This is a genomic window from Kitasatospora sp. NPDC051705, assembly GCF_044453265.1.
Taxonomy (GTDB): Bacteria; Actinomycetota; Actinomycetes; order Streptomycetales; family Streptomycetaceae; genus Kitasatospora.
Genome location: NZ_JBITCO010000006.1, coordinates 295,404 through 320,663 on the forward strand (window position 1 = coordinate 295,404; position 25,260 = coordinate 320,663).

Sequence of the window (25,260 nt, forward strand, 5' to 3'; positions counted from 1 at the left end):
GCGCCGACCGCATGCCCCCGTTCCCCCGGGGGTGCGGGGGCCCGGAGCCCCCGGAAGACGACACAAGTCGAGGAGCGCACGTGGGCCTTGTCGTGCAGAAGTACGGCGGCTCATCCGTTGCGGATGCCGAGGGCATCAAGCGCGTGGCCCGTCGAATCGTTGACGCCAAGAAGGCCGGCCATGAGGTCGTCGTCGTGGTGTCCGCGATGGGCGACACGACGGACGAGCTCATCGAACTCGCGGAGCAGGTGTCACCGCTCCCTGCCGGCCGTGAGTTCGACATGCTGCTGACCGCTGGAGAGCGCATCTCCATGGCGCTGCTGGCCATGGCGATCAAATCCCTGGGTCACGAGGCCCAGTCCTTCACGGGCAGCCAGGCCGGTGTCATCACCGACTCCGTCCACAACAAGGCGCGCATCATCGACGTGACGCCGGGCCGCATCCGCACCGCCCTGGACGAGGGCAACATCGCGATCGTGGCCGGGTTCCAGGGCGTCTCGCAGAGCAGCAAGGACATCACCACGCTGGGCCGCGGCGGGTCGGACACCACCGCCGTCGCGCTCGCCGCCGCGCTCAAGGCCGAGGTCTGCGAGATCTACACCGACGTGGACGGCGTCTTCACCGCCGACCCGCGCGTGGTGAAGAAGGCCCGCAAGATCGACTGGATCGCGTACGAGGACATGCTGGAGCTGGCGTCGTCCGGCTCCAAGGTGCTGCTCGACCGCTGCGTGGAGTACGCGCGGCGCTACAACATCCCGATTCACGTACGCTCGTCCTTCTCGGGTCTCCCCGGGACGATCGTCAGCAACGACAACCCGAACAAGCCCGAAGGGGGCGAGATGGAGCAGGCCATCATCTCCGGAGTCGCCCACGACACCTCGGAGGCCAAGGTCACGGTCGTCGGGGTGCCCGACAAGCCGGGCGAGGCGGCCCGCATCTTCCGCGCCATCGCGGACGCCGAGGTCAACATCGACATGGTGGTGCAGAACGTCTCCGCCGCGTCGACCGGGCTGACCGACATCTCCTTCACCCTGCCGAAGACCGAGGGCCAGAAGGCCATCGACGCGCTCGGCCGGGTCAAGGAGGGCATCGGCTTCGAGTCGCTCCGCTACGACGACGCGATCGGCAAGATCTCCCTGGTCGGCGCCGGCATGCGCTCCAACCCGGGCGTCACCGCGACCTTCTTCGAGGCGCTCTCGGCGGCCGGCGTCAACATCGAGCTGATCTCCACCTCGGAGATCCGCATCTCGGTCGTCACCCGCGCCGACGACGTGCCGGAGGCCGTCCGCGCCGTGCACAGCGCCTTCGGACTGGACAGCGAGTCGGACGAGGCCGTCGTCTACGGGGGCACCGGGCGATGACCCGGCGGCCGAACCTCGCCGTCGTCGGCGCCACCGGCGCGGTCGGCGAGGTGCTGCTCGGCCTGCTCTCGCTCCGCCAGGACGTCTGGGGCGAGGTCCGACTCGTCGCCTCCCCGCGCTCGGCCGGCCGCAAGCCGGTCGTGCGCGGGGAGCCCGTCGAGGTCGTGCCGCTGACGGAGGAGGCCTTCGCGGGGATCGACGTCGCCGTGTTCGCCGTCCCCGACGCGGTCTCCGCCCAGTGGGCGCCGATCGCCGCGGCCAAGGGCGTCGTGGTGGTCGACGACTCCGCGGCCTTCCGCACGGCCGGGGACGTACCGCTGGTCGTCCCCGAGGTCAACGCGGCCGCGCTGCGGATGCGGGCCCGCGGCATCGTCGCCAGCCCCGCCAGCACCACCCTCGCGATGATCGCCGCCGTCGGCGCCCTGCACGCCGAGTACGGGCTGGTGCAGCTCGTCGTCGCCTCCTACCAGGCCGCCTCCGGCGAGGGCCGTGACGGCGAGGCGGCGCTGCGCGAACAGACCGCCCTGGTGGCCGGCGCGGAGCTCGGCCGGCAGACCGGCGACCTGCGCGCGGTGATCGCCGACAACGGGCCGTTCGCGGCCCCGCTCGCCCTCAACGCGGTGCCCTGGACGGGCTTCCTGCGGGACGGCGGGTGGTCCTCGGAGGAGATGGGCATCCGCGACGAGGCCCGCAAGATCCTCGGCCTGCCCGCCCTCAAGGTCTCGGCGACCTGCGTCCGCATCCCGGTCGTGCGCACCCACGCGCTGGCCGTGCACGCGCTGTTCGAACGCGAGGTCACCCAGGAGCACGCGCAGCAGATCCTCCGGGACGCCCCCGGCGTGGTGCTCTACGACGATCCGGCGGCCGGGGAGTTCCCCACCCCCAACGACGTGGTCGGCACCGACCCGGTCTGGGTCGGCCGGGTGCGCCGGGCCCTGGACGAGCCGGACGCGCTCGACCTCTTCCTCTGCGGCGACAACCTGCGCAAGGGCGCGGCGCTGAACCTGCTGCAGATCGCGGAACTGGTGGCCGGTGAGCTGACGGCCGGACAGGCCGCCGAGGACTGACCGGGGCTCAGCGGGGGTGGCGAAACCGCAACCCCTGCCGGGCGGTGGCGGAACCGTAACCCCGGCCCGGGGCGGCGGAACCTTCACCCCCGCCGGAGCGGACCGGGCCCCCGCCGCGTCCGGTCCTCCCCGCCCGCCCGGTACAGCACCTGACGGTCCGGACGGCATCCGGAAGGCGGGCGCGTGTCCGCTCCTCGACACAATCTGTCCGGAATCCCGCTGGAATCCCCTGGAGGCCTCTTCGGCCGATGCGGAAGAATGGCCCCCGGGCTGGGCAACCATGACAGGGGATCGAGTGTCCAACGGGCGTGGCGAACGTGATGGTGGGAGCAGGGGCGGGCATCCCGGCGAGGGCCGTGGTGACCTTCCCCTCGCGTACCCCGCGGCCGGCGAGTAGGCCGGAAGACGACCAGATGACCGCGGTCGCACCCGGTGCGGCGGGCTCCGGCGCCGGCACCGACGCCGGTACCAGCGAGGACCTGCTCACCGAGACCTACCAAGCCCACTACCGCTCCCTGCTGCGGCTCGCCGCCCTGCTCCTGGACGACCTGTCGACCTGTGAGGACGTCGTCCAGGAGGCGTTCATCCGGGTGCACGCCGCCCGCCGCCGGGTCCGTGAACCGGAGAAGACCCTCGCCTACCTGCGGCAGACCGTCGTCAACCTGTCGCGCTCCACGTTGCGCCGGCGGATCCTCGGTCTGCGGCTCCTGCCAAAGCCCATGCCTGACATGGCCAGTGCAGAAGAAGGCGCCTACGATGCGCTGGAGCGCGACCAGTTGAAGGCCGCGCTGCGTGGTCTGCAACGCCGTCAGCGGGAGGTTCTGGTGCTGCGTTACTTCGTGGACATGACGGAGGCGCAGGTCGCTGACACCCTCGGCATCTCGCTCGGGTCCGTGAAGGCCTACGGCTCCCGCGGACTCGCCGCCCTGCGGTCCCAGATGGAGGCCGGACATGGCTGACGGTGCCAGGCAACGGCCCTCCGGCGGCGCCGACGACGGGTTCTCCGCCGAGGAGCGGGCCGTCCGGGACCTGATGCGGCGGGCCGTCGCGGACATCCAGCCCGAACCCGGCGGCCTGCCGCGGATCCGGTACGCCGTACCCCGCCGTCGCGCCGCCCGGCGCGGAGCCTGGACCGGCGCCGCCGCCCTCGCCCTCGCCGTCGCGATCGCCCTGCCCGCCCTGCACGACGGGGAACACCTCGGCCTCTCCGGCGGCCCCGGCTCCGCCGACGCCAAGAGTCCGGCCGCCACCGCCCCCACCGGCACCAGGACCGGCGGCACCACCGGCTCCGGCACACCCCCGCGCACCGGCCCCGGCAGCGGCACCAGCGACACCGCACCACCGTCCGGCACCCCCACCGCCTCGCCCAGCTCCGGCAGCACCACCACCCGCGCCGACGGCACCACCACCGCCCCGGCCCCCGCCACCAGCACCGGCGACAGCCCGATCACCCCGCTCTGCACCCGTGCCGACCTCGGCCAGGGCAGCGCCCAGACCGGCCCCGCCGACTCCGACGGCCGGATCACCGGCTCCTTCACCGTGCTCAACGTCTCCGACCACAGCTGCCGGCTCGGCGGCCCCGGCGCCGTCGCCGTCACGTCCGTGACCGGGATCGACCGCGGCCGGGTCCGCACCGCCGACCGCACCGCCGGCGACCCTGCCGTGACCCTCCCCGCGATGGACGCCGAGCCGCCCGTGCTCGCCCCGCAGGCCGGCTACCGGGTGCCCTTCACCTGGATCCCCGACCGGACCGGCTGCCCCACCCGCGGGAGCGGCACCGCCACCACCACGCCCGCCGGCCAGGGCGGCGCCAACCCCGTCGCCGCCGGCACCCCGGCCCCCGCCGCCACCGGGGCGGCACCCGGCTCCGGCGCCTCGGGGGCCCCCAGCGTCGGGCCCCCGGCCAGTTCGTCCCCCAGTGCCGGGCCGACCACCGTGCCCAGTCCCACCGCCACCGCGACGGCCGGTCCGACCACGGCGCCCGCCGGCGCCACCATCGCCCACACCCCCGCCCCCGGCAGCCCCGCCGCCGCCACCGTCACCCTCCCGGTCGGCTGTGGCGGGACGTTCTACCGCGGCGGGGTGCAGGCGGCGGGCGGCGCGGCCGCCCCGCAGCCCTCGGGATCGCCCGCGGCGGGGTGAACCGGCGGCGGCCCGGGGCCGCCGCCTCCGCGCCGTCGGTCCGGCCGCGGCACGCCCCGCCGTGGCCCCGCCCGTCCGGTCGCCCGGGCCGGCTCCGCCCCGCCGCGGTCCGTGCCGCGGACCCCTGTGGTCGGAGCGGGTGTGAGGACTGGTTACCGTGGGGGGTGTGTACCGGTTCCTCCTGACCCCGCGCTGGCTCGGCGGCACCGCGCTGGCCGTGGCGGCCGTGGCGGTGTGCGTCTGGCTGGGCTCCTGGCAGCTCGGCCGGTTCGAGGACCGGTTCTCCTCCCACCGGGAGGCCGAGCGGACCGTCGCCGCCGCGGGTGATCCCAGGCCGATCGAGAGCCTGCTCAACCAGGCCGCCCCGCAGGTGACCACCGAGACCGTCGGCCAGCCCGTCACGCTGACCGGCGACTACGACCCGGAGCACCAACTGCTCGTCCCGGACCGGGTGGTGGACGGCAAGCAGGGCTACTACGTGCTCACCCCGCTGCGCACCGCCGACGGCCACGTCGCCGCGGTGGTCCGCGGCTGGGCGCCCGGCGAGCCCGCCGGGGGCGCGTCCGCGATCGCGCCGCCGCCGGCCGGGCAGGTGACCGTCACCGGCCGGCTGCAGGCCGGTGAGACCAGCGGCAGCAACGGTGCGGTGGCCGGCGGCCTGCCGGCCGGCCAGCTCGGCACCGTCAACCGGGCGGCACTGCTGAACGCGCTGGCGTACGACGGCTGGTACGACGGCTGGGTGGCGGCGGACGCCGCACCGGCCGGGCTGACCCCGGTGCCCACCGTCCAGCCGCAGGGCGGCGACGGGCTCAGCCTGCGGGCCTTCCAGAACCTGGGCTACACCCTGGAGTGGTTCGTCTTCGGCGGGTTCGTGGTCTTCATGTGGTTCCGCCTGCTGCGTCGCGAGGCGGAGGCGGAGCAGGACCGGGCCCTCGGCTTGGACCCGGTCCTGGACTGACCGCCGCGATCGGCCGCGCGCCGGCCGGTTCGGCGCTCCGACGCGCTCGATGCATCGGCGGTTCGGCGCTCCGACCCGCTCAGCGCTTCGGCGCACCCGGCACGGTGGGTGCTCCCGGCACGGCCGGCGCCGTCGGCACGGGCACGGCGGGGGCGCTGCCCGGCTTGGCCGGGACGCCCGGCACCGCCCCGGGGGAGCCCGGCACCGCACTCGGGGACTCGGTGAACGCCGGCGCGACGTCGCCGCAGCGGCCGCGGCCGCCGTTCACGGTGCCGTCCGAGTCGTAGTGGTCGATGTGGTGGTGCACCGTGCGCCCCGTCTTCGACCCCTTCGAGCCGCTGGACCCGCTGGACCCGCTGGAGCCCTTCGACCCGGACGAGCCCTTGGACCCGCTCGACCCCTTGCCGCTCCTGGCGGGCAGGACCACCGGGGCGTCCCCCTCGGACGGCTGGTAGACCGCCGGCCGCACGACCGTGCCCGCGCCCGGCCGGGCCGCCCCCCACGCGCCCGAGCGGGTCGCGGTGGCGGCCGGTGCCTTCGGCGCCGCCGCGGTCGGCGGGGCCGAGGGGGCCGACGGGACCGCGGGCGTCACCGTGCCCGACGGGCCGGGCGCCGCGGGTGCGGCCGGCGGCGGGCAGGACGCCAGCGCGTCGGACCGGCCGGAACAGCCGGTGAGCACCAGGGCCCCGACCGCCGCCACCCCCGCGACCACCAGCAGGCGTCTCACACCGTCCCCCCGCCACCGAGGTGCCGCCGGACGAAGTCGATCTCCAGCCGCAGCTGCTTGATCCGCTCCTCCACCACCAGCGACCCGTGCCCGGCGTCGTACCGGTAGACCTCGTGCGGCGTGCCCAGCCGCTCCAGCCGCTCGACGTAGTTCTCGATCTGCCGGATCGGGCAGCGCGGGTCGTTGACCCCGGCGCTGATGTAGACCGGCACCCGCACCCGGTCGACGTAACTGAGCGGTGAGGAGGCGGTGAAACGCTCCGGGACCTCCTCGGGGGTGCCGCCGAAGAGGGTGCGGTCCAGCGACTTCAGCGCCTCCATCTCGTCGGCGTACGCGGTGTGGTAGTCCGCGACGGGCACCGCGGCCACGCCCAGCGCCCAGGCGTCCGGCTGGACCCCGAGGCCGAGCAGGGTGAGGTAGCCACCCCAGCTGCCGCCGGTGAGCACGAGCCGCTGCGGGTCGGCGAGGCCGCTGGTGACGGCCCACTCGCGGACGGCCGCGATGTCCTCCAGCTCGATCAGGCCGACCCGCTCGCGCAGGGCGTCCGTCCAGGCCTGGCCGTAGCCGGTGGAGCCGCGGTAGTTGACCCGGACGACCGCGAAGCCGTGGTCCAGCCAGGCGGCCGGCCCGGCGGCGAAGGAGTCGCTGTCGTGGTGGGTGGGGCCGCCGTGGATCTCGAACACCGTCGGGTGGGGGCCCTCGCCCGCGCCGGCCGGCCGCTGCACGAGCGCGTGCACCCGCCCGCCGGGCCCGTCCACCCAGACGTCCTCGACCGGGACGGAGCCGGGCGGCACCGCGCCGGGCGCCCGCAGCACGACCGCCCCGGCGGTGGAGCGGACGGCGGAGGGCTCGGCCGCGGAGGACCACAGGTACTCGACGGTGCCGTCCGGACGGGCGGTGGCGCCGCCGACCGTGCCGCGCGGGGTGTCCAGGCGGGTCAGCCGGCCGTCCGCCAGCGCGTACGAGAACAGCTCGCTGCGCGCCTCGTACTCGTGCTCGACGAGCAGCTCCGCCGCGCCGGGCCGCCACTGGGCGGAGACGTCGCCGGGCAGCTCGCGCCCCTGCTCGTCGCGCAGCGGCAGCGCGGTCTCGGCGCCGGTGGCGACGTCCCAGATCATCGGCTCCCAGCGGCCGGTGCGCTGGTGCGCGACCAGCAGCCGGGTGTCGCCCTCGACGGGGGCGAAGCCGAGGCAGGCCACGCCGCGCGGCTCGTCGCGGCCGGTGACCTCGTCGAGCTCGGCGACGGTCGTGCCGTCGGCGAGGCGGACGACGCGGATCGCCGAGTGCATCGCGTCGCCGTGCTCGGTGTGGTCGATGGCCAGCAGCGCGCTGTCGTGGCTGAGGTCGCCGACGCCGCCGTACTCCTCGTGCCGGTAGATCTCGACGGCCGCGGCCGCGCCGGGGCGCCACAGGTGCAGGGTGGTGCCGTCCTCGTCGGTGGACCGGCCGACGACCACGGTGCCGTCACGGCCGAGCGCCAGGCCCGCCGAGTAGGAGGCGGCGAGGCCGGGCACGGCCTCCTCGTCGGGGCCGCCGGCGAAGGACTGGCGGCGCCAGACGCCGAACTCGTCCCCGTCGTGGTCGTCGAACCACCACACCGACTCGCCGTCGGGGGCCAGCTCGGCGTCGGTGGTGCCGTTCGGACGGTCGGTGACCTGGCGGTGGGTGCCGGTGGCACGGTCCCAGGCGTAGACCTCGTAGGTGCCGGTCGCGTTGGACACGTACAGCGCCCGGTCGGGGGCGTCCTCCGCCCAGTCGGGCAGTGACACGCGTGCCGCCCTGAACCGCTGCTCCCATGCCGGGACGGCGCTCTTCTCCTCGCTCATCCGACCATCCAACCCGATCGGGGGGACGGAACGGAACGGGCGGGTGGCTCCCGCCCGCCCGCCCGCACCGTTCCGCCCCCTCGGCGCCCCGCCGCCGGGGCCCGCCCGCGCCGCTCACGCCCGGCGCGGCAGCAGCCTGACCAGGCCCACCAGCACCAGCTCCAGCACCGCCAGCGCCGTCACGCTGCGGCCGAACGCCGCCACCGGATCCCCCGCCCCGTAGTACAGGAGTCCGATCAGGGCGATGCCGAGAGCCCCGCCGACCTGCTGCACGGTGGCCAGCACCCCGGCGGCCGAACCCGCCAGCCGCGGCTCCACCCCGGCCAGCACCACGGAGGTCACCGGCGCGATCACCAGGCCCATTCCGAGGCCGTCCACGAAGAGCCCCGGCGCCAGCCACCACACCCCGGCCGCCGGGGCCCCGTACACCGCGAGGGCGAGCAGGCCCAGGCCGGCGGCCATCGACAGCCCGCCGAGGGTGATCGTCCGCGGCCCGCCGAGCCGCTCCGCCACCCGGTGCACGGCGTTGGACGTGATCAGGTAGCCGACGCCGATCGCCGTGAACACCAGCCCGGCGCCGAACGCGTCCAGGCCGCGGCCCAGCTGCAGGTGCAGGGCGAGCACCAGGAAGAACGAGGCCTGGCCGAGCCAGAAGGCCAGCTGGGCGAGCAGCCCGGCGCCGAACGCCCTGCTCCGGAACAGCCCGGTGTCGACCAGCGGGGAGCCGGTCGCCCGGGTGCGGTGCTGGTGCACGGCGAAACCGGCCAGCAGGGCCGCCGAACCGGCCAGGCAGAGCAGCGTCCACGACGGCCAGCCCAGCTGCGGGCCCTGGATCAGCGGCAGCACCAGGCCGGTCAGCGCGGCGGTGACCAGCAGCACGCCGACCGGATCCAGACCCGGCCGCCGCGGCGCCCGCGACTCCGGCAGGCACCGGCGCACCAGGACGAGGGCGGCCAGGCCGACCGGCAGGTTGATCAGGAAGCAGCTGCGCCAGCCGAGGCCGAGCACGTCGGCCCGGATCAGCAGCCCGCCGATCAACTGGCCGAACACCGCGCCGACGCCCATCGTCAGCCCGTACCGGGCGAACGCCCGGGCCTGCGCGGCGCCGCTGAACGCCGTCCGCAGGATCGCCAGCACCTGCGGGCCCATCAGGGCCGCCGCCAGCCCCTGCGCGACCCGGGCGCCGACCAGCGCGGCGGCGGTCGGGGCGAAGCCGCAGCCCGCGGAGGCGAGGGTGAACAGGGCCAGCCCGAGGCCGAACACCCGTCGGCGGCCGTAGCGGTCGCCGAGCCGGCCGGCGGTGACCAGGCCGGCCGCGAGGGCCAGGCTGAACCCGGCCATCACCCACTGGACGACGGCCGGTCCGGCGCCCAGGTCGGCCTGGAGGGACGGGACGGCGACGTTGACGACGAAGACGTCGAGGGAGGTCATGAAGGTGGCGGCCAGGACGACCGGCAGCAGACCGGGCGGGGCGCCGGGGCGGCTCGCGGCGGGTCGGTCCTCGGCGCTCGTGCTCCCGGTGGATCGCCTGGCGGCGGGTCGGTGGGCGAGGTCGGGGGCGGTGCTCATCGGGCTCTCCTCGGTGGGGCGGGGCCAGGGGCAGGGCCAGGGGTCGTCGGCGGGGGCGGGGCGTGGCGCCCGGGGGCGGTGGGGGTCGCCCCCGGGCGCCCCCGGCCGGGGTGGGGCGCCCGGGCGGTCGGGGCGCGGCCGGTGTCGGGTGCGCGGGCCGGCGTCCGTCAGGAGTCCGGGTCGGCGTCAGGCACCCGGGACGCGGTCCAGGAAGCCGTACACCGCGCCGATCCGGCCGTCCGGCGTGGCGACCAGCACGTCGAAGCCGATCACCACCGGCTCGGCGCCGGCCGGTCCGAGCAGCCAGGTGAACCGGGCGACGTCGTGGTGCGCGTCCACCGGGCCCAGGGTGAACTCCAGCCCGGGGAACTGCGCCTGGGCCGCGCCGATCAGCGCGTCGACGGCGTCCCGGCCGGTCACGGCGGCCAGCGGGTCGGTGTAGCCGCCGTCCTCGGCCCACACCTCGTCGACCAGCTTGCGGCGGGCGGCCGGGTCGGTCTCGTTCCAGACGGCCAGGTAGCGCTCGGCGAGCTGCTGGAGGGTGCCGGCGGTGATCTCGGTCATGGTCATCTCCCGTGTTCCGGTGGGGTGTTGGGCGGTCGTTCCCGCTGCACACCACGGTAGGGACGGGCCGGCGCGGGCGAATCGGTCACGTATCGGCAAGGGGGTGCGTAACCCGGCGCTGCGGGGTACGTAGGTGTGCGGCCCGTCGCCGCCGCCGCGCCGCCCGTCGCGATCCCGTCCGCACCGTCCCCGTCCGCCCGCGCCGCCCCGGTCCCCGCTCGGTAGGGTCGGGGGATGCTGTACGGGAGGGAACACGAACAGGCTTCCGTGGACGGACTGTTGGCCACGGCGCGCGGCGGCGGCAGCGGAGTGCTGCTGCTCCGCGGGGAGCCGGGCATCGGCAAGACCGCGCTGCTGGAGCACGCCGTCGCCCGGGCGGGGGAGGCGTTCCGGGTGGTCCGGGCGGCCGGCGTCGAGTACGAGGCCGAGCTGCCCTTCGCCGGCCTGAGCCTGCTGCTGGCGCCAGGTCTGGACCGGCTGGAGGTCCTGCCGGCCCCTCAACGGCGCGCGCTGGAGGCGGCGTTCGGGCTCGGCGACGGGCACGCCCCGGCGCCGGCCGACCGGCTGCTGACCGGGCTCGCCACCCTCGGCCTGCTCGCCGAACTCGCCTCCGAACGGCCGCTGCTGTGCGTCGTCGACGACCTGCAGTGGCTGGACCGCGCCTCCCTGGACGCCCTGCTGCTGGCGGCCCGCCGGCTCCAGGCCGAGGGGGTGGCCCTGCTGCTCGCCGCCCGCACCGGCGGCACCGCGCCGGACCTCCCGGCCACCGGCTTCCCCGAGGTCCACCTGGCCGGCCTGCCCGCGCCCGACGCCGTGCGACTGCTGGAGCACCGGGCCGGCCCCGGCCTGCCCGCCGCCGTCCGCGGCCGGCTGCTCGCCGAGGCGGCCGGCAACCCGCTCGCCCTCACCGAACTCCCCGTCGCCGTGGCCGCGCAGACGCCCGCCGCCGGGGCCGGGACGGCCGGAGCGGGCTCCCCGTCGCCGGCCCCGGGCGGCCTGCCGCTCACCAGCCGGCTGCTGATCGCCTTCCACGGCCAGGTGACCGGACTGCCCCCGGCCACCCAGACCCTGCTGCTGGTCGCCGCCGCCGAGGAGAGCGGCGCACTGGACGTCGTGCTGCCCGCCGCGGCCGCCCTCGGCGTCCCCGCCGAACACCTGGGCCCCGCCGAGGAGTCGGGCCTGGTGACGGTCGCGCCCGACCGGCGGATCGCCTTCCGGCACCCGCTCCTGCGCGCCGCCATCCTGCAACGCGCCCCGCACCACCAGCGACTGACCGCCCACCGGGCCGTCGCCGGGGCGCTCCCGGACGGCGACCGCCGCACCTGGCACCTCGCCCTCGCCGCCACCGCCCCCGACGCCGCCCTCGCCGACGCCCTGGAACGCACCGCCGTCCGCGCCGGGGCCCGCGGCGCCCACGGCGCGGCCGCGGCGTACGAGCGGGCTGCCCGGCTCACCCCGGACCGCGACGGCGCCACCCGCCGCCTCGTCCTGGCCGCCGAAGCCGCCACCGAGGAGGGGAGGCTGGCGCAGGCCGAGGCGCTCGCCGAGGAGGCCGGCGGACGCACCGACAGCGCCCTGGCGCACGCCCTGCTGGACCAGGTCCGGGCCACCGCGCACTTCTGGCGCGGCTCCTACCCGACCGCCCACCGGCTGCTGCTGGACGCCGCCACCGGGGTCGCGGCGCCGCACGCCGCCCGGATGCTGTTCCAGGCCTTCCACGCCGCCTGGTACGCGGGGGAGGAGCCGGTGGTCGCCGTCCTCGACCGGCTGGCCGCGCTACCGCTCGCCGAGGACGACCCGCTCACCCCGCTCGCCCGCCACCTGCCCGCCGCAGTGCTCCCCGCCCTCGGCCACCCGGGCCCCGGCCACCCGGCCCCCGCCCGCCGGCAGCCGCCCACCGCCCGCGACACCGCCGCGGCCGCCCGCGGGGCCGGTGCCGAGTCCCCCGCCGACCTCGTCCAGCTCTGTGGCGCCACCCTGATCCTCGGCCGCGACGAGGAGACCGCCGAACTCGGCGGCGAGCTCGTCGCCGAGGCCCGCGCCAAGGGCGCCGTCGGCGTGATGCCGACCCTCCAGTTCTTCCTCGCCGAGGCCGAACTCTTCCACGGCCGGCACCGCGACGCCGAGCTCACCGCCACCGAGGCGCTCGCCCTCGCCCGGGACACCGGGCAGCACCAGTGGGTGAGCCAACTCACCGCGCTGCTCGCCTACCTGGCCGCCCTGGACGGCGCCGAGGACCGCTGCACCGGGCTCGTCGCCGAGTCCCTGGCCACCACCGGCCCGCAGACCGCCGCCCCCGCCGCCGGCCTCCCCTGGGCGCACTGGGCGCTCGCCCTGCTCGACCTCGGCCACGGCCGGGCCGGCGCCGCCGCCGACCGACTGCACACCCTCACCAGCGGGCCGCACCGGCACCACGTCAGCGCCACCCGCGCCGTCCCCGACCTCGTCGAGGCCGCGGTCCGGCTCGGCGCCCCGGATCGGGCGGCCGAGGCCTACGAGCGCTTCGCCCGCTGGAGCGCCGCCGCCGACCGCCCCTGGACGGAGGCCCTCCGGCTCCGCTGCCAGGCACTCCTGGGCCCCGACGAGCTCGCCGAGTCCGCCTACCGAGCCGCCCTCGACCTGCACGGGTCCGCGAACCGGCCCTTCGAACAGGCCCGCACCGCCCTCCTCTACGGCGAGTGGCTGCGCCGCTCCCGCCGCCGCACCGACGCCCGCCCCCAGCTGCGCGCCGCCCTGGAGACCTTCGAACGCCTCGCCGCCCACCCCTGGGCCGCCCGCGCCCGCACCGAACTCACCGCCACCGGCACCGCGGCCCCCGCCCCGGCCGACACCCCGCACGCCTCGCCGCTGACCCCCCAGGAGCTCCAGATCGCCCGCCTGGCCGCCCGCGGCCTCACCAACCGGGAGATCGCCGCCCAACTCTTCCTCAGCCCCCGTACCGTCGCCCACCACCTCTACAAGGCCTACCCCAAACTCGGCATCACCTCGCGCGCCGAGCTCCCCGCCGCGCTCTGACCCGGCCCCACCCACGCCGAGGGCCCCCGCCGGATCCGTCCGGCGGGGGCCCTGAGCCACAGTCATGCTGTCGGTCGCGCAACGACGACAGAGGCCCTGCCGGATTTCTCCGGCAGGGCCTCTGCACTGGGTCGGGGTGGCGGGATTTGAACCCACGGCCTCTTCGTCCCGAACGAAGCGCGCTACCAAGCTGCGCCACACCCCGGTCCTGCGTTTCGTTGCTCTGTCTCCGTCGCAACGAGTAGAACTCTACCGGACGCTCGCCGAGACACGAAATCCGGTTCTCGGCGGGCGTCCGCCGCAGGTCAGCGGGGGGCCGGGGTGAGGGTGAGGAGGGTGGCCTCCGGGGGGCAGGCGAAGCGGACGGGGGTGTAGCGGTTGGTGCCGCAGCCGGCCGAGACGTGCAGGTAGGAGCGGCGTCCGCCGGCCTGGTGGGTGGAGAGGCCCTTGACCCGCCGGGTGTCGATGTCGCAGTTGGTGACGAGGGCGCCGTAGAAGGGGATGCAGAGCTGGCCGCCGTGGGTGTGCCCGGCGAGGATCAGCGGGTAGCGGTCGGCGGTGAAGGCGTCGAGCACGCGCAGGTAGGGCGCGTGGACGACGGCGAGCGAGAGGTCGGCGTCGGCGGAGGGGCCGCCGGCGACCTCGCTGTAGCGGTCGCGCCGGATGTGCGGGTCGTCGAGTCCGGTGAACTCGAGGTCGAGGCCGTCGACGGTGAGCCGGCCGCGGGTGTTGGTGAGGTCGAGCCAGCCGGCCGAGTCGAAGCCGTCGCGGAGCTTCTCCCACGGGTTGTGGACGGCGCCGGTGATGCCGCGCCGGGCGCTGCCGTCGGCGTTGTTCAGGCCGTGGTCGCCGCTGCGCATCGCCTGGAGGTAGCGGGCGGGGTTCTTGCGGGCCGGGCCGTAGTAGTCGTTGGAGCCGAAGACGTAGACGCCGGGGAACTCCATGAGCGGCCCGAGCGCGTCGAGGGTGGCGGGGACGCCGAGCGGGTCGGAGAGGTTGTCCCCGGTGTTGACGACGAGGTCGGGGCGGAGCCCGGCGAGGCTCTTCAGCCAGCGCTGCTTCTTGCCCTGTCCGGTGACCATGTGGATGTCGGAGACCTGCAGTACCCGGATGGGCCGGGCGCCGTGGGGCAGGACGGGGACCTCGACCCGGCGGAGCCGGAAGGAACGGACCTCGTACCCGACGGAGTAGGCGAGGCAGGCGGCGCCGGCGGCGGCGAAGCCGAGGGGAACGGAGTACAGCGGTCGCATCGCCCCATGCTCTCAGACGGTGGATCAGCCGGTGAACGCCCGGTGGCCGGTGGGAGGCCCGGGTCGGCCCGTCGGGCGCGGGTCATTCCCGGGTGCGCCGGACCCGCAGGGCCCGGACCTTGTGCCGGTTGCCGCAGCGTTCCATCGAGCACCAGCGGCGCCGGCCGGGGCGCGAGGTGTCGACGAAGACCAGCCGGCAGTCGGGGGCCGCGCACGCGCGGATCCGGTCCGCGTGGGGGCCGGTGAGCAGGGCGATGGCGTCCCGGGCGAAGGTGGCGGCGAGCTGGTGCCCGTCGGCGGGCAGCGGGGCGGCGGCGGTGCCGTCGGGGGCGATCTGGGGGGCGAGCGGCGGGTGGGCGGCGGCCCGGTTGAGGACGGCGTAGTCGTCGGCGGCGCCGGGGCGGGCGTGGGCGCGGGCGGCGGTGAGGCGCCAGAGCGCGTCGCGCAGGGTACGGGTGGCGGCGAGCTGGTCGGGGTCGATCCGGACGGCCCCGGCGGGCAGCCGCAGCCGGGAGCGGGGCAGCCACCGGGCGAGGTCGGACGGCTGGTGCAGGGCCTCGTGCCGGGCGTACGGGCCGGGGCCTCCGGTGGTGAGCAGTTCGAGGCAGAGGGCGCCCGCGTCGAAGCGGAAGGCGGTGCCCCGGGCGGTGGTCAGGGTCAGTCCGGCGGGGGTGGTCCGGTCTCCGTCCGTCATGTAACCAGGCTAGGCGGTTACGCCCGGGCGCCGGGTCCGGATCCGGCGCCCGGGCCCGCCCGCGACCAGCGATCCCGGTTAATGGCAAGCGGGTGAACTCCGCAGGTGGGAGACTCGGGGCCATGACCACGCTCAAGGCGCAGCTGCAGGAGGACCTCACGGCTGCCATCAGGGACCGGGACGAGCTGCGCTCGTCCACCATCCGGCTCACGCTGTCCGCCGTCACCAGCGAGGAGGTGGCGGGCAAGGAGAAGCGCGAGCTGTCCGACGCCGAGGTGCTCAAGGTGATCGGCCGTGAGACGAAGAAGCGCCGGGAGGCCGCCGAGGCGTTCGACGCCGCCGGCCGTGCCGACCAGGCCGCCCGGGAGCGGGCGGAGGGCGAGCTGCTGGCGGGGTACCTGCCCAAGCAGCTCTCCGACGAGGAGCTGACGGCGATCGTGGCGGCCGCCGTGGCCGAGAGCGGCGCGACCGGTCCGCAGGCGATGGGCGCCGTGATGAAGCTGGTGAAGCCGAAGGTGGACGGCCTGGCCGAGGGCGGCCGGGTGGCCGCCGCGGTGAAGGCCGCGCTGACGGGCTGATCCCCGCCGGGCCGCCCGGTGCCGCCCGGGCCGTCCCGGGCGGCCGCCGGAACCACGAGGGGCGCCCTCCGAGAGTGATCTCGGAGGGCGCCCCTTCACCGTGCGGCGCCTTCACCGGGCCGGGCCGTTCGGCCGCCCGGTCGGCGCTCAGCCGTTGTTGCCGCCGTGCTTGCCGCCGTTGCCGCCGTTCCCGCCGATGACGCCCGGCGGGAAGGTGAACCCGCCGCCGATCATCCCGCCGGCGTTGTTGTTGCCCCCGCCGGGGTTGCCGCCGGGGCCGCCGCCGTTGTTCCCGCCGGGGTTCCCGGCCGGCGGCGGCGGGTTGCCGCCGGGCTGGGCGTTCGGGTCGGCCGGCGGGGTGGCCCCGCCGGTCGGCGTGGCGTTCGGGTCCGGCTTGGGCGCCGGGTCCGGGATGTTGATGGTCTGCAGCTGGTCCTTGGGCGTGCCGCGCAGGGCCTGGTCCATGGCGAGCTTCCAGATCGGGCCCGGCCCGGTGGCGCCGAAGACGCCGTCGCTGCCGTAGTAGGTGTCACCGATCTTGATGTTCTTCATCTTGACGCCGCCGGCCGGGCCGCCGAGCCAGACCGAGGTGGCGAGGGACGGGGTGTAGCCGCTGAACCAGGCGGCCTTCTTCTCGTCCGTGGTACCGGTCTTGCCGGCGATCTGGCGGCCGTCCTCCAGGCCGAGGGAGGCGCCGGTGCCCTTCTCCGTCACGTTGAGCAGGACGGTGTTGAGCGCGTCCGCGGTGTTCTCGGAGAAGGCCTGGCTGCAGCTGGACTGCGGGACCTTGACGTCCTTGCCGTCGACCGTGGAGATCTTGGTGATCGCGACCGGGGTGCAGTACTTGCCGCGGGCGGCGAAGGTCGCGTAGACGTTCGCCATGGTCAGCGGGCTGAGCTCCAGGGTGCCGAGGACCATCGAGGGGACCTCCTGGAAGGGGTCGCCCTTGGCGGACTGTGTGATGCCCAGCTTGTTGGCCATCTGCTTCATCGCGCAGAGGCCGACCTGCTGCTCCATCTGGACGAAGTAGGTGTTGACCGAGCGGGCCATCGCCTCCTTCAGCTCGTACGGGCCGACCTCGCTGGGCGACTCGTTCTTCACCGTGGCCTTGGGCTTGTCGGTGTTCTTCCAGGTGCCCGAGCAGGTGGACATGTTCGGGTAGTCGATCTTGTTCTCGGACGGGAACGGCTGGGTGGGCTGCATGCCCGACTCCAGGGCCGCCGCGGCGAGGATCGGCTTGAAGGTCGAGCCGGTCTGGAAGCCGTTGCCGCCGCCCATCGAGGCGTCGACGTTGAGGTTGACGACGGTCTGGTTCTTGTTCGGGTCCAGGCCGTACGGGCGGGTCTGGGCCATCGCCAGGATCTTGCCGGTGCCGGGCTCCATCATGGTCGCGGCGGCCGACACCGGGTCGGTCACGAGGACCTTCTTCGGGTTGGTCACGGCGGCCTGGGCGGCGGCCTGCTTGTCCGGGTCCAGCGTGGTGTAGATGTTCAGGCCGCCGGTGTCCCAGAGCTTCTTGCGGTCCGCGGCGTTCTTGCCGAACACCGGGTCCTGCTTGACGACGTGGCGCACGTAGTCGCAGAAGAAGCCCATGCCGGCCTGGGCGGTGATGCAGCCGTTCTGCGGGTCCTTGTACTTCAGGCCCAGCGGGGCGGCCTTCGCCTCCTTGGCCTGGTCCGCGGTGATGTGCTTGTTCTCGAGCATCTTGTCGATCACGACGTTGCGGCGCTTGACCGTGTTGTCGGGGTAGCGCACCGGGTCGAAGGACGACGGGTTCTGCACCATGCCGGCCAGGGTGGCGGCCTCGGCGACGGTCAGGTCCTTGTTGCTCTTGCTGAAGTAGCGCTGGGAGGCGGCCTCGACCCCGTAGGCCTGGTGGCCGTAGAAGGTGATGTTGAGGTAGTTGGTGAGGATCTGGTCCTTCGTCAGGTCCTCCTCCAGCTTGATCGCGACCTTGAGCTCCTGGATCTTGCGGCCCAGGGTCTTGCGCTGGGCCTCCAGGACGGCGGCCTGGTCGTCGCCGGCCTTCTCGACGTTGACGTTCTTCACGTACTGCTGGGTCAGCGTCGAGGCGCCCTGGGAGGCGGTGCCGCTCTCGGCGTTCTTGCTGATGGCGCGCAGCACGCCCTTGAGGTCGACGGCGCCGTGCTCGTAGAACCGGGCGTCCTCGATGTCGACCTGGGCGTGCCGCATGAACGGCGACATCTGGTCGGCGGTGATGACGGTGCGGTCGCGCTCGTAGACCTTGGCGATCAGCCCGCCCTTGGCGTCGAAGATCTGGGTCGCCTGGGTGAGCGGCGGGGTCTTGAAGTCGTCGGGGATGTTCTCGAAGCTCTCCGCCGTGTCCTTGGCGGTCAGCCCGATGGCGCCGACGGCGGGCAGGGCGAGGCCTGCCAGCAGGACTCCGGAGAGCACGCTGACGCCCAGGAACTTCACTCCGTGCCCCGCGAAGTCCAGCGGTGATCCGCTGCGCTTGCTGCGCGGAGCTCCGGGGTTGCCTGGGGGCTGGGGTGCCTGGGGGCGCTTCGGTGCCATGAGGAGAACCCTACGTCCCCGAATCCCGCACATAGGGGCAGGTGTTCGCCTAGGCTTGTCACAAGCTTGCGACAGCTTCGGTGCGTCAACATCATTCACTCTTGTGAGTGCGGAGACTTGCCCGAATTGCCCTTTCTTGGGTGGGTTTTGAGGCAGCTGTGGCCTGCTGTGCACCTGTGGGCGGTAGCGCTCCGTAGCGACGCGCGTGGCGAGAGTGGCCTCGGCGTGTTTGGCAAGGCTTGCGACCTGCGATCACTCCAACGAGTGAGCTGACCGATACCCATAGTCCAATCGGGTCATTCGAGATTGAGCCCGAAGGGGCTGTTGCAAGCTGTCGTTCTTCCGTAACGTCCTCAACTGGCAACGGTGAATATGCCGTTGCCGCCGTGGGGGAGCCTCGAATACGGGAGAGGACGGCGCCGGGATGGGCTGGGTTGACGACTGGAGTGCGCAGGCCGCCTGCCGCACGAGTGATCCGGACGAGTTGTTCGTCCAGGGGGCCGCGCAGAACCGCGCGAAGGCGGTGTGCAGCGGCTGCCCCGTCCGCACGGAGTGCCTCGCGGACGCGCTGGACAACCGGGTCGAGTTCGGAGTCTGGGGCGGGATGACGGAACGCGAGCGCCGGGCACTGCTGCGCCGCCGCCCGACGGTCATCTCGTGGCGGAGGCTGCTGGAGACGGCCCGCACCGAGTACGAGGAGTCCCTCGCCACCGGTGTGATACTGACCGACTACGCCCAGGCGGGCTGACCGCCCGACCGGGGCGGTGCCCGGCCGGGCCGGCCGGACCGGCGCCTACGCGGCGCCGCTGAGCCGGTCCCCGATCGCCCGCAGGCCGTCCAGGTCGTGCACGTCGCCCGGCAGCGCGGCGACCTCCACGATCGGCACGTCCGGGTAGACCGAGACGAAGCGGTCCCTGGTGCGCCGTTCCCGCCCCATGATCTGCATCCGCTCGGCGTGCAGCCGCAGCAGTCCCGCCGCGAGCTGTTCGGCCTCGGGCGAGGAGTGCTCCGAGCCGTTCTCCTCCAGTGCCTCGGCGGCCGCCAGCGCCCGCTCCGCGGTGAGCTGCGGCGCGCCGGAACCGTGCACCCGGTTGAGCACCAGCCCGGCCAGCGGCATCCGGTCGGCGGCGAGCCGGTCCACGAAGTACGCCGCCTCGCGCAGCGCGTCCCGCTCCGGCGCGGCCACCACCAGGAACGCCGTGCCCGGCGCCTTGAGCAGCTGGTACGTGCGGTCGGCGCGCTCGCGGAAGCCGCCGAACATCGAGTCCATCGCGCTGACGAAGGTCTGGACGTCCGTCAGCAGCTGGGCGCCGAAGATCTTCCCCAGGGTGCCCGTGAGCAGGCCCATGCCGGCGTTGAGGAACCTCATCGCGCTGCGGCCGCCGACCTTGGCCGGGGCGGTCAGGATGCGGATCACTCGGCCGTCGAGGAAGGACCCGAGCCGGTTGGGCGCGTCCAGGAAGTCCAGCGCCGAGCGGGACGGCGGGGTGTCGACGACGATCAGGTCCCACTCCTCGGCGTCGCGCAGCTGCCCGAGCTTCTCCATCGCCATGTACTCCTGCGTGCCCGCGAAGCCGGCCGACAGGGACTGGTAGAACGGGTTCTCCATGATCGCCCTGGCCCGCTCCGGCTCGGCGTGGGCGAGCACGACCTCGTCGAAGGTCCGCTTCATGTCGAGCATCATGGCCTGCAGCTCGCCGTCCCCGGCGACGCCCTTGACCACCCGCGGGGTGTTGTCCAGTTCGGTCAGGCCCATGGACTGGGCGAGGCGCCGGGCCGGGTCGATGGTGAGCACCACGACCTTGCGGCCGCGCTCGGCGGCGCGCAGTCCGATCGCCGCGGCGGTGGTGGTCTTGCCGACGCCGCCGGAACCGCAGCAGACGATGATCCTCGTCCCCGGGTCGTCGATCAGGGCGTCCACGGCGAGCCGGCTGCCGGTGGCCCGGACGCCGCCGCCTCCGCCGGCCGCTCCGCCGTTCGTCGCCGCACCGCCGGTCGCCCCGCCGCCGCGCGTTCCGCTGCCGGTCGTTCCGCCGTTCGTCACGCCGCCCCCTGCCGCTTCAGTTCGGCCGCCAGCCGGTACAGCCCCCCGAGGTCCACGCCCTCGCCCAGCAGCGGCAGTTCGTACGTGGGCAGCCGTAGCTGCTGCAGGTCGGCGCGCTGTTCGCGCTCCAGCTCGACGCGTTCGGCGTGCTCCCGGGCCTGTTCCAGCAGCGGGTCCAGCAGCGGCTCCACGGCGGCCCGGACGGTCTCCGGGCGGCGCGAGCGCCCTCCTAGCCCGGCCTCGCCGAGCGCCAGGGCGACCTCCTCGCGGTGGTCCCCGTCGACCGCGGCCACGGCGGCGGCGTCCAGCACCGGCGGCCGGACCATGTTGACCAGCACCCCGCCCACCGGGAGCCCGGCCTCGCGCAGCTCGGCGAAGCCGTCGACCGTCTCCTGCACCGGCATCTCCTCCAACAGGGTGACCAGGTGCACCGCCGTCTCCGGCGACTTCAGCACCCGCATCACGGCCTGCGCCTGGGTGTGTATCGGGCCGATCCGGGCCAGCCCGGCGACCTCGGCGTTGACGTTCAGGAAGCGGGTGAGCCGCCCGGTCGGCGGCGCGTCCATCACGACGGCGTCGTACCGTCGGCGGCCGTCGGGGCCCTTGCGCCGGGCCGCCTCGCAGGCCTTCCCGGTGAGCAGGACGTCCCGCACGCCGGGCGCGATGGTGGTGGCGAAGTCGACGAAGCCGACCTTCTGCAGCGCCTTTCCGGCCCGGCCGAGCTTGTAGAACATCTCCAGGTACTCCAGCAGCGCCAGCTCGGTGTCGATGGCCAGCGCGAACACCTCGCCCGCCCCGCCACCGGCCGGCAGGCCCAGCTGGGTCCGGGAGACCGAGGCGATCCGGCGCTCCTCGTACGGGAGTGCGGCGATCCCGAACAGCTCGGCGACGCCCTGCCGCCCCTCGACCTCGATCAGGAGCACCCGCCCGCCGTCGGCGGCGAGCGCCAGTGCCAGCGCCGCGGCCAGCGTGGTCTTCCCGGTGCCGCCCTTGCCGCTGACCACGTGCAGCCGGACGCCCTCCCAGTCGGGGTCGCGCCGGGCCGCCTGGCCGGGGGTGCGTGCCACGCTCCTTCTCCGTCCGTCTCCGTGGGCCGGAGGCCGCTCCGTCGGCCGGCCCGTCCTGCGGTGCCCTCTCGCGGGGCGCCCCGTGACCAGGGTGCCCTCTCGCGAGGGTAACCAGGGACCGCGCCGGATGCCCGGAGCACCAGGGGGGCCGGGCCTGAATCATGCCCCCTTTGTGGGCCACCTCACACGCCGGTCCGCCGACGGCGCCGATCGCCGCGGCCGCTCGTCTAGAGTCTGGCCATGACCAAGTGGGAATACATGACGGCGCCCCTGCTGGTGCACGCCACCAAGCAGATCCTGGACAACTTCGGCATGGACGGCTGGGAGCTCGTCCAGGTCGTGCCGGGCCCGAACCCGGAGCAGCTGGTGGCCTACTTCAAGCGGGAGAAGAGCGCATGAGCAAGGTCGAGGCGAAGCTCGCCGACCTGGGCCTGACCCTGCCGCCGGTGGCGGCTCCGGTCGCCGCGTACGTCCCGGCCCTGCGCTCGGGCGAGTTCGTGTTCACCTCCGGCCAGCTGCCGGTCGTCGGAGGCAAGCTGCCGAGCACCGGCAAGGTCGGTGCCGAGGTGTCCCCGGAGGAGGCCAAGGAGCTCGCGCAGACCTGTGCGCTGAACGCGCTGGCCGCGATCAAGTCGGTGATCGGCGACCTGGACCAGATCGAGCGGGTCGTGAAGGTGGTCGGCTTCGTCGCCTCCGCCCCCGACTTCACCGGCCAGCCCGGCGTGATCAACGGCGCCAGCGAGCTCCTCGGCAAGGTGCTGGGCGAGGCCGGGGTGCACGCCCGCAGCGCGGTCGGCGTCGCGGTGCTGCCGCTGGACGCCCCGGTCGAGGTCGAGCTCCAGGTGCGCGTCAAGACCGCCTGAGGTGATCACGAAAGGCGGGGTTGGGCCTGTCCAACCCCGCCTTCGTGCGCTTAGCATCCGGGCATGGACCATCGAGCGACGACGCTCCCGATGCCGCCCGGTTGGCCTGCCCGGATCCGGGCGGTCGACTCCGGCGTGCTGACCCCGCCGGTGCCCCGGCCCGCCGCGACCGTCGTGCTGCTGCGCGACGCCCCCGACGGCCCGGAGGCCTACCTGCTGCGCCGGCGCACCTCGATGGCCTTCGCAGCCGGCATGTACGCCTACCCGGGCGGCGGGGTGGACCCGCGCGACGCCGAGGTGGAGACCGGCTGGGCCGGCCCCTCCCCCGAGGAGTGGGCCCGGCGGCTCGGGGTGGACGCCCGGACGGCGCGGGCGGTGGTCTGCGCGGCCGTCCGCGAGACCTTCGAGGAGGCCGGCGTGCTGCTGGCCGGGCCGGACGCCGACAGCGTCGCCGCGCCGCGCGACTGGTCCGCCGAGCGGGCCGCGCTGGAGGCGCACGAGCTGTCCTTCGCCGAGTTCCTCCGCGACCACGGCCTGGTCCTGCGCAGCGACCTGCTGGCCGGCTGGGCCCGCTGGGTCACTCCGGAGTTCGAGGAGCGCCGCTACGACACCTGGTTCTTCGTGGCCGTGCTGCCGGCCGGCCAGCGCGCCGCCCTGGAGGTCGGCGAGGCGGACCGGGTGGCCTGGCTGACGCCGGCCGAGGCGGTCCGCGGCCATCGGGAGGGCCGGTTCGGCATGCTGCCGCCGACCGTGACGGTGCTGCGCGAGCTGTCGCCGGTGCGCTCGGCCGCCGAGGCGCTGACCGCGGCCGCCGGGCGCTCGCTGGAGCCGGTGCTGGGCCGGGCCGAGGTCCGGGGCGACCGGATGACGGTCCGCTGGCCCGGGTACGACGAACTGACCATCGACGGGGACTTCCCCGAGGACGCCTGACCGCACTGGGCGCCGGACCGGTCACCCCACCGGCACCCCGGTCACCCCGGCGGCACCCCACCGAGCACCGGACCCGGCGTCGCACCGCCCGCCGGCCGGACACCGCACCACCCGACACACCGTCGCAGAGAGAGGACCGACGCCCGATGACCCACAACGACGTGGCTCGCCGGACGGCACCCGAGATGCCCGCCCGCCGCCTGACCCCCCGCACCACGGCCTGTGACGGCCCGGTCCCGTTCACCGACCTGGCCCAGCGCGCCATCGTCCGGATGCTGCCGCTGAGGGCCCTGTACCGCGACGGCGGGGGCGGCCGGTGAGCGGACTCCTGCCGGGTGACCCCGCCGCCGCCATCGGCGGCGAGGCCACCCCCCGGGCGCTGTGCGTACTGGCGCCGAACCCGTCGCCGATGACGCTGGACGGCACCAACACCTGGCTGCTCTCCGAGCCCGGCTCGGACCTCGCGGTGGTGATCGACCCGGGCCCGCTGCACGAGGGCCACCTGCGCCGGGTGATCGACCACGCGGAACGGCTGGGCAAGCGCGTCGCGCTCACCCTGCTCACCCACGGCCACGCCGACCACTCCGAGGGCGCGGCCCGCTTCGCCGAACTCACCGGCACCGAGGTGCGCGCCCTGGACCCGGCCCACCGGCTGGGCTCGGAGGGACTGGTCGACGGCCAGCGCCTCGACGTCGGCGGCCTCGACCTGCGGGTGGTCGCCACTCCCGGTCACACCTCGGACTCGCTGACCTTCCACCTGCCCGCCGACGGCGCCGTCCTCACCGGTGACACCGTGCTCGGACGCGGCACCACGATGGTCGCCCACCCGGACGGCCGGCTCGGCGACTACCTGGACTCGCTGCGCCACCTGCACACGATGGCCTCCGAGCACGGCGTGCGGACGGTGCTGCCCGGCCACGGGCCGGTGCTCGCCGACGCCCTCGGCGCGGTCGACTACTACCTGGCGCACCGGGCCACCCGGCTCGCCCAGGTGGAGACCGCGGTCGAGGCGGGCTGCCGGACGGCGCCCGAGGTGGTGGCCCGGGTCTACGCCGACGTGGACCGGGCGCTCTGGCCGGCCGCGGAGCTGTCCGTGCGGGCGCAGCTGGAGTACCTCGCGGACCACGGGCTGATCCCCGACCAGGGCTGATCCCGACCGGGGCTGATCCGCGACCAGGGCCGAGGCCGCGCCGGCTCCTCCGGCGCCCGCCCGTCCGCGCCGGGGCGCGCCCGCGAACGCCGAAGGGCCCGTCCATCCGGACGGGCCCTTCGCGGCGTCGGGAGCGTCAGCGCGAACGGCGCGACAGCCGCTCGACGTCCATCAGGACCACCGCGCGCGCCTCCAGCTTCAGCCAGCCGCGGCCGGCGAAGTCGGCGAGCGCCTTGTTGACCGTCTCGCGGGAGGCGCCGACCAGCTGGGCCAGCTCCTCCTGGGTGAGGTCGTGGGCGACGTGGATGCCCTCCTCGGACTGCACGCCGAACCGGCGGGAGAGGTCCAGCAGGGCCTTGGCGACGCGGCCGGGCACGTCGGAGAAGACCAGGTCGGACATCACGTCGTTGGTCCGGCGCAGTCGGCGGGCGATGGCCCGCAGCAGCGCGATGGAGACCTCGGGGCGGGCGTGCAGCCAGGGCTGCAGGTCGCCGTGGCCCAGGCCCAGCAGCTTGACCTCGGTCAGCGCGCTGGCGGTGGCGGTGCGCGGGCCCGGGTCGAACAGCGACAGCTCGCCGATCATCTCGCTGGGGCCGAGGACGGCGAGCATGTTCTCGCGGCCGTCCGGGGAGGCGCGGTGCAGCTTGACCTTGCCCTCCGCGACGACGTACAGCCGGTCACCCGGGTCGCCCTCGTGGAACAGCGACTCACCACGGGCGAGGGTGACCTCGGTCATGGAAGCGCGCAGCTCGCCGGCCTGTTCGTCGTCGAGTGCCGCGAAGAGTGCGGCGCGCCGCAGAACGTCGTCCACGTGCTTCCTCCTTCTCGGCCGTCCGGCGGGTGGGCCGTCCGGCGCAAGTTCCGTACAGTGCTCTGCATCACCAAGCATGGCGCATGTCGCTCCGATCATATGAGGAGGG

Annotated in this window: 23 protein-coding genes and 1 tRNA gene; 13 read left to right on the forward strand and 11 right to left on the reverse strand. The window is 74.9% G+C overall.

Annotated elements, in window-relative coordinates; all coding sequences use genetic code 11:
• Window positions 1-80 precede the first annotated feature (80 nt).
• From ACIA8Q_RS11070 to ACIA8Q_RS11090, 5 genes are all read left to right on the forward strand, one after another.
• A complete protein-coding gene (locus ACIA8Q_RS11070) occupies window positions 81-1,361 on the forward strand; it encodes an aspartate kinase (protein ID WP_360205574.1) in 1,281 nt (426 codons plus the stop codon).
• Window positions 1,358-2,428: an aspartate-semialdehyde dehydrogenase gene (locus tag ACIA8Q_RS11075; protein WP_360205571.1), complete on the forward strand. Its 1,071-nt coding sequence runs from the start codon at window positions 1,358-1,360 to the stop codon at window positions 2,426-2,428. Before ACIA8Q_RS11070 ends, ACIA8Q_RS11075 begins: the two co-directional genes overlap by 4 nt.
• Window positions 2,429-2,748: 320 nt before the next feature.
• Complete coding sequence (locus ACIA8Q_RS11080; protein ID WP_387900768.1) at window positions 2,749-3,387, forward strand: SigE family RNA polymerase sigma factor; 639 nt, start codon at window positions 2,749-2,751, stop codon at window positions 3,385-3,387.
• The gene (locus ACIA8Q_RS11085) at window positions 3,380-4,570 is read left to right on the forward strand and encodes a hypothetical protein (RefSeq protein ID WP_396317029.1); all 1,191 of its coding nucleotides are present in this window, start codon (window positions 3,380-3,382) and stop codon (window positions 4,568-4,570) included. Before ACIA8Q_RS11080 ends, ACIA8Q_RS11085 begins: the two co-directional genes overlap by 8 nt.
• Before the next feature lie 166 nt (window positions 4,571-4,736).
• On the forward strand, window positions 4,737-5,528 hold the full coding sequence (locus tag ACIA8Q_RS11090) for an SURF1 family protein (RefSeq protein WP_396317030.1): 792 nt from the start codon (window positions 4,737-4,739) through the stop codon (window positions 5,526-5,528).
• A gap of 79 nt (window positions 5,529-5,607) precedes the next feature.
• Here the strand turns inward: ACIA8Q_RS11090 and ACIA8Q_RS11095 are convergent, their stop codons facing one another.
• From ACIA8Q_RS11095 to ACIA8Q_RS11110, 4 genes are all read right to left on the reverse strand, one after another.
• Window positions 5,608-6,255, reverse strand: coding sequence for a hypothetical protein (locus ACIA8Q_RS11095; protein WP_396317031.1), 648 nt, complete (start codon window positions 6,253-6,255; stop codon window positions 5,608-5,610).
• Window positions 6,252-8,081, reverse strand: coding sequence for a prolyl oligopeptidase family serine peptidase (locus ACIA8Q_RS11100; protein WP_396317032.1), 1,830 nt, complete (start codon window positions 8,079-8,081; stop codon window positions 6,252-6,254). Before ACIA8Q_RS11100 ends, ACIA8Q_RS11095 begins: the two co-directional genes overlap by 4 nt.
• A 114-nt stretch (window positions 8,082-8,195) precedes the next feature.
• Window positions 8,196-9,650 (reverse strand): MFS transporter, encoded by a 1,455-nt coding sequence (locus ACIA8Q_RS11105; protein WP_360205551.1) that lies wholly within the window; start codon window positions 9,648-9,650, stop codon window positions 8,196-8,198.
• A 186-nt stretch (window positions 9,651-9,836) separates the two neighbouring features.
• A complete protein-coding gene (locus ACIA8Q_RS11110; RefSeq protein ID WP_360205549.1) occupies window positions 9,837-10,214 on the reverse strand; it encodes a nuclear transport factor 2 family protein in 378 nt (125 codons plus the stop codon).
• 234 nt (window positions 10,215-10,448) lie between these two features.
• On the opposite strand from ACIA8Q_RS11110, the gene ACIA8Q_RS11115 reads away from it, so the two are divergent.
• Window positions 10,449-13,229 carry an AAA family ATPase gene (locus ACIA8Q_RS11115; RefSeq protein WP_396317033.1) on the forward strand — a complete coding sequence of 927 codons (2,781 nt, stop codon included), beginning with the start codon at window positions 10,449-10,451 and terminating at the stop codon, window positions 13,227-13,229.
• Between the two features lie 131 nt (window positions 13,230-13,360).
• Here ACIA8Q_RS11115 and ACIA8Q_RS11120 read toward each other — a convergent pair.
• The 3 genes from ACIA8Q_RS11120 to ACIA8Q_RS11130 form a co-directional block, all read right to left on the reverse strand.
• Window positions 13,361-13,434, reverse strand: a tRNA-Pro gene (locus ACIA8Q_RS11120).
• Window positions 13,435-13,534: 100 nt separating this feature from the next.
• Window positions 13,535-14,479, reverse strand: coding sequence for a metallophosphoesterase (locus ACIA8Q_RS11125; protein WP_360205543.1), 945 nt, complete (start codon window positions 14,477-14,479; stop codon window positions 13,535-13,537).
• An 82-nt stretch (window positions 14,480-14,561) separates the two neighbouring features.
• On the reverse strand, window positions 14,562-15,173 hold the full coding sequence (locus ACIA8Q_RS11130; RefSeq protein ID WP_396317034.1) for a CGNR zinc finger domain-containing protein: 612 nt from the start codon (window positions 15,171-15,173) through the stop codon (window positions 14,562-14,564).
• Between the two features lie 122 nt (window positions 15,174-15,295).
• Between ACIA8Q_RS11130 and ACIA8Q_RS11135 the strand changes: the two genes are divergently transcribed.
• Complete coding sequence (locus ACIA8Q_RS11135) at window positions 15,296-15,751, forward strand: GatB/YqeY domain-containing protein (protein ID WP_360205537.1); 456 nt, start codon at window positions 15,296-15,298, stop codon at window positions 15,749-15,751.
• Between the two features lie 147 nt (window positions 15,752-15,898).
• Here the strand turns inward: ACIA8Q_RS11135 and ACIA8Q_RS11140 are convergent, their stop codons facing one another.
• Window positions 15,899-18,286, reverse strand: a complete 2,388-nt coding sequence (locus ACIA8Q_RS11140) for a transglycosylase domain-containing protein (RefSeq protein WP_396317035.1) — start codon at window positions 18,284-18,286, stop codon at window positions 15,899-15,901.
• Window positions 18,287-18,710: 424 nt separating this feature from the next.
• Between ACIA8Q_RS11140 and ACIA8Q_RS11145 the strand changes: the two genes are divergently transcribed.
• A complete protein-coding gene (locus ACIA8Q_RS11145; protein WP_030240986.1) occupies window positions 18,711-19,034 on the forward strand; it encodes a WhiB family transcriptional regulator in 324 nt (107 codons plus the stop codon).
• Between the two features lie 45 nt (window positions 19,035-19,079).
• Here the strand turns inward: ACIA8Q_RS11145 and ACIA8Q_RS11150 are convergent, their stop codons facing one another.
• On the reverse strand, window positions 19,080-20,330 hold the full coding sequence (locus tag ACIA8Q_RS11150) for an ArsA family ATPase (RefSeq protein WP_396317036.1): 1,251 nt from the start codon (window positions 20,328-20,330) through the stop codon (window positions 19,080-19,082).
• On the reverse strand, window positions 20,327-21,397 hold the full coding sequence (locus ACIA8Q_RS11155; protein ID WP_360205532.1) for an ArsA-related P-loop ATPase: 1,071 nt from the start codon (window positions 21,395-21,397) through the stop codon (window positions 20,327-20,329). The genes ACIA8Q_RS11150 and ACIA8Q_RS11155 overlap by 4 nt, the downstream gene beginning before the upstream one ends.
• Before the next feature lie 240 nt (window positions 21,398-21,637).
• Here ACIA8Q_RS11155 and ACIA8Q_RS11160 point away from each other — a divergent pair, with 240 nt between their 5' ends.
• The 5 genes from ACIA8Q_RS11160 (at window position 21,638) to ACIA8Q_RS11180 (ending at window position 24,340) form a co-directional block, all read left to right on the forward strand.
• Window positions 21,638-21,796 (forward strand): hypothetical protein, encoded by a 159-nt coding sequence (locus ACIA8Q_RS11160; protein ID WP_360205529.1) that lies wholly within the window; start codon window positions 21,638-21,640, stop codon window positions 21,794-21,796.
• Window positions 21,793-22,260, forward strand: a complete 468-nt coding sequence (locus ACIA8Q_RS11165) for a RidA family protein (protein ID WP_360205526.1) — start codon at window positions 21,793-21,795, stop codon at window positions 22,258-22,260. The genes ACIA8Q_RS11160 and ACIA8Q_RS11165 overlap by 4 nt, the downstream gene beginning before the upstream one ends.
• A 63-nt stretch (window positions 22,261-22,323) precedes the next feature.
• Window positions 22,324-23,190, forward strand: a complete 867-nt coding sequence (locus ACIA8Q_RS11170; RefSeq protein ID WP_360205524.1) for an NUDIX hydrolase — start codon at window positions 22,324-22,326, stop codon at window positions 23,188-23,190.
• Window positions 23,191-23,336: 146 nt separating this feature from the next.
• Window positions 23,337-23,510 carry a hypothetical protein gene (locus tag ACIA8Q_RS11175; RefSeq protein ID WP_360205521.1) on the forward strand — a complete coding sequence of 58 codons (174 nt, stop codon included), beginning with the start codon at window positions 23,337-23,339 and terminating at the stop codon, window positions 23,508-23,510.
• Window positions 23,507-24,340: an MBL fold metallo-hydrolase gene (locus ACIA8Q_RS11180; protein ID WP_360205519.1), complete on the forward strand. Its 834-nt coding sequence runs from the start codon at window positions 23,507-23,509 to the stop codon at window positions 24,338-24,340. Before ACIA8Q_RS11175 ends, ACIA8Q_RS11180 begins: the two co-directional genes overlap by 4 nt.
• 136 nt (window positions 24,341-24,476) lie before the next feature.
• Here the strand turns inward: ACIA8Q_RS11180 and ACIA8Q_RS11185 are convergent, their stop codons facing one another.
• On the reverse strand, window positions 24,477-25,151 hold the full coding sequence (locus ACIA8Q_RS11185; protein WP_030240972.1) for a Crp/Fnr family transcriptional regulator: 675 nt from the start codon (window positions 25,149-25,151) through the stop codon (window positions 24,477-24,479).
• Window positions 25,152-25,260 lie beyond the last annotated feature (109 nt).